Genomic DNA, 7,291 nt, shown 5'->3' on the forward strand with positions numbered 1-7,291 from the left:
GGCAGGATACCTGATGGTGCGACCATCGCCAAAAGCAGGCGATGCACATCGTGTGGATTATGTGTAAGGATAGAGAATCGTCACTTTTTTACCGGAAGGGAATGGCCTCCCATGCAGTGACCGCTGCACGCCGAGCAGTTGCCACCGCAGCAGTCCTCGCGCCCAAGGCGGAAATTCCGGTAAACATGGCGCAGAGCGTAATAGAGCCCCACCGCCACCAAAGCGCCTACGATAAAGGTTGCCATAAAAATCCCTCCAATCCATCCGGGCACCGGGCGCACGAAGCGCCTGCCCGGAAATCTTTCTTAAAGCGTATCACAGAAGACAACGAGGTGCAAGGCACCGGGCCTTCTTCTCCATCATCAGCCGGCAAAGCCCAGCAGACTGCCGATCTGATAGACGAGCAGCGAGACGAGCCAAGCGATGGCGAACATGTAGAATGCGGAGAACGCGACCCACTTCCAGCCGCCGGCTTCCTTCTTGATCGTGCCGAGTGCCGTCACGCAAGGCGTGTAGAGCTGCGAGAAGACCATGAAGGAGAAGGCCGAAAGGCTCGTGAAGGCCGTGGCCATGCCCGTCTGCATCATCGTGGAAGCCGTATCGGCGGCATCCTCAGCCTCCGTCGAGACATCGCCGGCGCCGTAGAGGATACCGATCGTCGCGACAACCGTCTCCTTGGCCATGATGCCGGAGAGAACGGCTGCGCCGGCCTCCCAGGTGTCGAAGCCCTGGAAGACGAAGAGATGCGACATCCAGTCGCCGATCGTGGCGAGAATGGAATCCTCAATCTCGCACGGGCCGCTGAAATTGTAGTTCGACATGACCCAGAGCAGGACGGACGCGGCAAAGATGATCGTACCGGCTTTGATGAGGTAGCCCTTGCCCTTGTCCCATGTCTCGAGGAGAACCGTCTTCATATCCGGCATGCGGTACGGCGGCAGCTCCAGGAGGAACGTCGAGCCCTCCGACTTGAAGATCGTGGAGCCAAGGCCCTTGGCGACGATGATGGCCATGAGCATGCCGATGATGTACATGGCAAAGACGACATTGGCGGCATTATCGGGGAAGAACATCGCGGCGAACAGTGCCATGATCGGCAGTTTTGCACCGCACGTAAGGAACGGCGTGACGAGAATGGAGACCATGCGGTCCTTCTCAGAATCGAGTGCGCGCGCACCCATGATGGCCGGGACGCCGCAGCCGAAGCCCATCATCAGCGGCATGACGCCTTTGCCCGTCAGGCCGCAGCGGCGCATGATCGGGTCCATGATGAAGGCGATGCGGGCCATGTAGCCCGTGCCGTCGAGGAAGGAGAGGCAGAAGAACAGGACGAAGATCAGCGGCACGAACGTCAGCACCGCGCCGACGCCCGAGATGATACCGTCACAGACGAGCGAAACCATCCAGTCCGCAACGCCGGCATCCGTCAGGAAATCCGTCATGAAATCGACGAAGTCCGTGTTGATGAGGTCGTCGAGGAAATCCGCAATCGGCTGGCCGATCCAGGTGAACGTGATTTGGAAGACCGCGTAGAGGATGACGAGGAAGATTGGCAGTGCGAGCACGCCGTTGGCGAGATAGCGGTCAATCTTCTCGGATTTCGACTGGCCGACATTGCTCATGTCGACAGACTGCGCCATAATCTTGTCGATGAGGGCATAGCGGGCCTCGATGATGGCCTCCTCTTTCTCCTCTTCGGATTTGCTGCTGGCCTTGATGGCATTGACCGTATCGATGTGCGCCTGCACCTGCGGGCTGACCTCGTAGTTGGCCATGACCGTATTCGTAAAGACATCGAGGAGCTTTTTCGTACTCTTGCTGTCACGGCCGACCGTCTCGACCACTGGCATGCCGATGGCTTCTTCGAGGCGCTTCGTATCGATCTTGATGCCGCGGCGCGCCGCATCGTCCTGCATGTTGAGGTCGATGAGCAGCGGGATGCCGGCTTCGAGCAGCTGTACCGTAAGGAACAGGTTGCGCTCGATATTGGAGCTGTCGACAACGTCCATGACGAGGTCGAGCTTGTTGTTCATGAGGTAATCGATGACGATCTTTTCCTCCGGGCTGCGCGCGTTGACGCTGTACGTGCCCGGCAGGTCGACGATCGAGATGGCGCGGTTGTTGTAACGCGTATAGCCGACTTTCTTATCGACCGTGACGCCCGGCCAGTTGCCGATCTTCTGGCGTGCACCAGTCAGTTCGTTGAAAATGGTGGACTTGCCGGTATTCGGATTGCCGGTAAGTGCTACTCCTAATGTTGACATAAAAGCTTGCGTCTCCTTTCCTCCACTCAGTTGACCTGCTGAACCTGTACCTTCTCCGCATCCGCGCGGCGCAGTGCCAGGTTGTAGGAACGAACGCCAATGGCAATGGGATCGCCGAGCGGCGCCGAGCGCAGGATCTTGACTTTCGTGCCTGGGATCAGGCCCATCGTCATCATGCGCTGTTTGAGGTTGGACTCATCAATCTTCAGGATTTTGAGCGTCATGCCGGTCTTGCCGTCTTTCAATGTCAAATCAGAACGCCTCCTAATCGTATATGATAATGATAATGAGATTATTTCTTCATTGACTATGATAGCCCATCTCATTAAAATCTGTCAAGCATTCTCAGCATTTATTTGAAAGATATTTTCATTTGTAAAGAAAGTCGTCTCGATCAAGAATAAATTCCATAAAAAAAGAACCGTACGCATACGGTTCTTTCTTGTTTTACGGCCGAGGCACCAGAGCCACCGGCGAAAGCACGGCCGCCCCGGTCCGGTTCGTAAAGATATCCGCGCGGACGCCGAAGACCTCCGCGAGCATCGAGACGGTCACGACCTCGCGCGGCGGCCCCTGCCGCACGATGTGCCTGTCCTTGAGCACGGCGATCTCGTCGGCATACTGCAGCGCATGGTTGATGTCGTGCAGCACCATGATCACCGTCATGCCGTAGCGCCGGTTGACCTCGCAGACGATCTGCATGACCTCGAGCTGATGCGCGATGTCAAGGTACGTCGTCGGCTCATCGAGCAGCAGGATATCGGGCTGCTGCGCGAGCACCATCGCGAGGAACGCCCGCTGGCGCTCGCCGCCTGAGAGCGTCTGCACCTGACGCTGGCGGAACTTCTCCACATGCGTCACCTGCATGGCCCAGGCCACCGCCTCCCGGTCAGCCCTGGGATTGCCGGCGCGGAACCAGCTGCGGTACGGGAAACGCCCGTAATCCACGAGCCTTTCTACCGTCGTATCCGGCGGGGCCTGCGCGCCCTGCGGCAGGATGGCGAGATGGCGCGCGAGCCTCTGCCTCCCGAGATGGCGGATATCCTCTCCGTCGAGTGTGACCTGCCCGCGATAATCCTCGTTGAGGCCCGTGAGGACCTTCAGGAGCGTCGACTTGCCCGCGCCGTTCGGCCCGATGATGGCCGTGCGCCTGCCTGCGGCAAACGTGACGGACAGATCCTTTAAGATGGTGTGTCCTGCGATGGACACCTGCAGATTTTTTGCCGTAAGTTCCATCGTATCAGAGCTCCCTTCTCAAGAGGAACAGGAAGAACGGAGCGCCGAGCACCGCCATGATGATGCCGACCGGCAGCTCCACGGGCGCAAAGGCCACGCGCGCAAAGGTATCGCTGTACATGACGACGGCCGCGCCGAGCACGGCCGAAGCCGGCAGCAGATACCGGTAGTCCGAGCCGATCATGAGGCGCGCCGCATGCGGCACGATGAGACCGACGAAACCCAGGAGCCCGACGACTGAGACGGCGCTGGCCGCAAGCAGGGCGGCGACGGCCGTCAGCAGCAGGCGCGTGAGCTCCACGCGCAGCCCGAGGCCCTTCGCGAGCTCATCGCCGAGCTGCAGGATGTTGAGATGGCGTGCGGCCAGGAAGGCCAGCACGCTGCCAACGAGCGTATAAGGCCAGAGCATCGCCACGTGCGGCCAGCTCCTAGCGGAAAGTCCGCCGACCATCCACATGAGTGCGCTGTGCACGCGGTCGCTGTAGAGGATCATGAGCGCGGAAATACCCGCCCCCAGGAATGCCGAGACAGCCACACCGGCCAGAATGATCCGGATGGGCCGGATGCCGTTCTTCCAGGCCAGAATGTAGATGAGGATGGCCGCCCCCATCGCGCCGACAAAAGCCGCCGGCGTCACGAGATACGCGTACTCCGGCAGCAGCAGCATGACGAGGATGCCCATGAGGCCCGCGCCCGACGAAATGCCGATGATGTGCGGGTCTGCGAGCGGATTCTTCATGACCGCCTGCAGAATGGCACCCGAAAGCGCCAGATTGATGCCGACGAGCGCCGCCACAAGCGTGCGCGGCAGCCGGATGTTCATGAGGATCTGCCCGTGCGTGCCCGCGCCGCCGCCCGTGAGCGCCGACCAGATCTCCTGCACGGGGATCTCGACGGACCCCAGCATGATGCTGACGATACCGCCCGTCACGGCCAGCACGGCAAAGACGAGGAACAGGACGCTGCGCGTCAGGAGGCTGCGGCCTTGCTTCTTCCCTTCACTCATTTAGCAAAGGCCTCCGGATAGACACACTTTGCCATCGTCTCGACGGCCTCCGGGTAATGGATGCCCGGGCTCAGCAGGAAAAGGTCCTGCGGCAGATAATAGACGCGGCCGTTCTTGACGGCATCGACCGTCTGCCAGGCCGGATTCTCCGCCATAGTCTTCTCCATGCCAGCCTTGGCCTCCTCAATTTTTCCCATGCTCGTGATGAACAGGATTTCCGGATTCTGCTCGACGAGCGTCTCGAGGCTGTATGGCGCTGCATCGGGATTCTTCTCGAGCGGCGTCATGCCGGCAGCCACATTGTCCCAGCCGAGCAGGCGGGCCGTGCAGCCGGCGATGCTGCCCTCGAGCTGCACCGAGAGCCCCTGATTCGTCGTATGGATGATGGATACGCGATGCGTGTCCTGCGGAATCTTATCTTTTATGGCTTGGATCTTGGCGTCCATGTCGTTGATGAGCTGTTCGCCCTTCTGCTGCTCACCCGTGATCTGCGCGAGCACCTGCACCTCATTCTTGACATCGTCGTAACTCTTCATATCGAGCACGACCGTCTGAATGCCATTGTTCTCGAGCGTATCGACGAGCTTCTCGTTCATGCCCTTGTTGACGATGACGAGATCCGGCTCACAGGACAGCACCTTCTCGACGTCGATCTGGTAGACCTTGCCGACACTCGCCTTGTTCTTGGCGTAATCCGGCATCTTCGTCTTCGAATCCGGGCGGCCGACGACATCGCCGCCGACCTCATGCAGCGGCTCGAGGAACGAAGCCGACGTCACGACGATGCGCTCCGGTTTCTTCGAAAGCGTCACCTCGCGGCCCATGGCATCGTGGATGACGGCAAACGCCTTGTCGCCGGAAGAAGAGGACGGCGCACTCGCCTGTGAGCCGCAGCCTGCCGCCACGAGCAGGGCCAGGAGGGCAAAGCACAAAATAACGAATCGTTTCATGAAACACCCCTCCTCACTGCTTGCGCGTCAGGATGGTCGACAAGTAATTGACATGCTCATCCTTGTGCGCCTCGATATCCCGGATGATGCGCTCCTCCGAAAGCCCCGCGCGGCTGACCATCACGGCCTGCTTGGAAAGATGCTTCTTCTTGAGCAGCTCCGCCATCTCGGAGAAATTCTTGTAGACCTTCATCAGGACGACATTGTCGGCCGCATCCATAGCCTTCTCGATCTTGTCCTCCGGCGCCGTAGCCGGGATGATCGTCAGGATATCGTTGCCCTCGACAATCGGGTAACCGACATAGCTGCCGATGGCCGCAAATGCCGGCACGCCCGGGATCGTCTCAATCGTCACATCCTCGTGCTCCAGCAGCCGGTATATATATATGTAGGTACTGAAGAACATCGGATCACCGAGTGTCAAAAACGCCACATTCTTGCCGGCCTTCAAAAGATCCAGGATCTCCGCCTTGTTGGCCTCCCAGGCCGCCGTATCCGTCTCGAAGCCCTTGACCATCGGGAACACCTGATAGACAATCTCAATGTCCGGCTTGAAATACGGCTTCGCAATCGACAGCGCCACGCTGCCATCCTTCTTCTCCGTCTTGGGCGCAATCAGCACATCAGCTTTCTGGATGGCATGAATTGCCTTCATCGTCAAGAGCTCCGGGTCGCCGGGACCGACACCAATACCATAAAAGATTCCACTCATCGCAAATATCCTCCTAACATAATAAACCATCCTTTCCTTCACCGTTTCGCCGCAAGATGCAGCCATCGGTGAGAAATGAAATCAGGAAACTGCTTACCCCTTAATGTTACACGCTTGAAAAATACCTGTCAAATCCTTAGGTGCGCGGGGAAGGCCGCGCTTCGAGGCACAATGCATCCCGCAGCATCATCGGTCGTACGCATATCCTCGCCCATGAACCCCTTTCGGCCCCACGGGCTACACCCGGGGATGCCACCGGCATCCCGCGCTTCGCGCCCCCGTGCGCAGGGACGGCTGCGCGACTTGCTGCGCTCGTTGTCCTGCCGAGGAAAATGAGCCCGAGCGGAGGGTGTATTCCGCCTGGAGGCGCGTGGCGATTGCCCGTAATCGCATGGAGGGGACGAGGGAGCATAAGCGGAGCGTTGGCGCCTGGCGTTAAGAAGGGATTTTTTCCTCTCTAGCTTCCTGACGAATGTGCGTCGTTCAAGCAGCGCGCGTTTCGTACATTCGTCGGGCTGCATTAAAAAGGAAAAAATCCCTTTAGCCAGCCGACTTCGCGCAGCGTTGCTCCCTCGTCCCCTCCTTTTCGCATTCAGCCACGCGCCGAAGCCGGAATGCATCCCGCAGCGTCATCGGTCGTACGCATATCCTCGCCCATGGACCCTTTCGGCCCTGCGGGCCACACCCGGGGATGCCACCGGCATCCCGCGCTTCGCGCCCCTGCGGGGCTGCAACGCTTGTGAGAACTTGCTGTCGGGGATTGTTCTTACACCCGTCCGTTCATGGACCTCTTCCACCGCTTCGCGGTCCCCCTTCCCCGTGCGCGGGGAAGGCTAAAAACAAAAATGGCGCGGCAAGCGTGATGCCTGCGGCGTCATTTTTCTATCAGAATTGCCAGTTGATGCCGATGTTGCCCTGCCATTTCTTGTGCCAGTCACTGCCGAACGAGCGCTGGACGTCGCCGTAAAGGGTCGTGCGGTCGTTCAGGCGGTACGTGCCGCCGAGGCTGGCTTCGTACCAGGTGCTGCCGTAATCGCGTGACCAGTCCATTGTCTCGCCATCGCTGGCGGAGAGATGCATGCCACGGCGGCCGCCGAACTCGTGCAGCGCGGAGAGGCGCAGG

8 protein-coding genes are annotated in these 7,291 nt (G+C 59.5%); all 8 read right to left on the minus strand.

The window, feature by feature from the left end:
• Window positions 1-80: 80 nt before the first annotated feature.
• Window positions 81-245: a FeoB-associated Cys-rich membrane protein gene (locus tag DWX75_RS01980; RefSeq protein WP_118014410.1), complete on the minus strand. Its 165-nt coding sequence runs from the start codon at window positions 243-245 to the stop codon at window positions 81-83.
• Between the two features lie 117 nt (window positions 246-362).
• Complete coding sequence (gene feoB, locus DWX75_RS01985) at window positions 363-2,264, minus strand: ferrous iron transport protein B (protein WP_118014412.1); 1,902 nt, start codon at window positions 2,262-2,264, stop codon at window positions 363-365.
• A gap of 26 nt (window positions 2,265-2,290) precedes the next feature.
• Complete coding sequence (locus tag DWX75_RS01990) at window positions 2,291-2,515, minus strand: ferrous iron transport protein A (RefSeq protein WP_118014414.1); 225 nt, start codon at window positions 2,513-2,515, stop codon at window positions 2,291-2,293.
• 196 nt (window positions 2,516-2,711) lie between these two features.
• Window positions 2,712-3,500 (minus strand): ABC transporter ATP-binding protein, encoded by a 789-nt coding sequence (locus tag DWX75_RS01995; protein ID WP_118014416.1) that lies wholly within the window; start codon window positions 3,498-3,500, stop codon window positions 2,712-2,714.
• Between the two features lie 4 nt (window positions 3,501-3,504).
• Window positions 3,505-4,506 carry an iron ABC transporter permease gene (locus DWX75_RS02000; protein ID WP_118014418.1) on the minus strand — a complete coding sequence of 334 codons (1,002 nt, stop codon included), beginning with the start codon at window positions 4,504-4,506 and terminating at the stop codon, window positions 3,505-3,507.
• Entirely contained in the window at window positions 4,503-5,456 is a 954-nt protein-coding gene (locus DWX75_RS02005) for an ABC transporter substrate-binding protein (RefSeq protein WP_118014420.1), read from the minus strand. The genes DWX75_RS02000 and DWX75_RS02005 overlap by 4 nt, the downstream gene beginning before the upstream one ends.
• Window positions 5,457-5,469: 13 nt before the next feature.
• The gene (cobI, locus tag DWX75_RS02010; protein ID WP_118014422.1) at window positions 5,470-6,168 is read right to left on the minus strand and encodes a precorrin-2 C(20)-methyltransferase; all 699 of its coding nucleotides are present in this window, start codon (window positions 6,166-6,168) and stop codon (window positions 5,470-5,472) included.
• Window positions 6,169-7,053: 885 nt separating this feature from the next.
• The coding region (locus tag DWX75_RS02015) for an autotransporter outer membrane beta-barrel domain-containing protein (RefSeq protein ID WP_158558750.1) at window positions 7,054-7,291 on the minus strand (238 nt) is incomplete at its 5' end.

This window comes from Mitsuokella sp. AF21-1AC, from assembly GCF_003458855.1.
Lineage (GTDB): Bacteria > Bacillota > Negativicutes > Selenomonadales > Selenomonadaceae > Mitsuokella.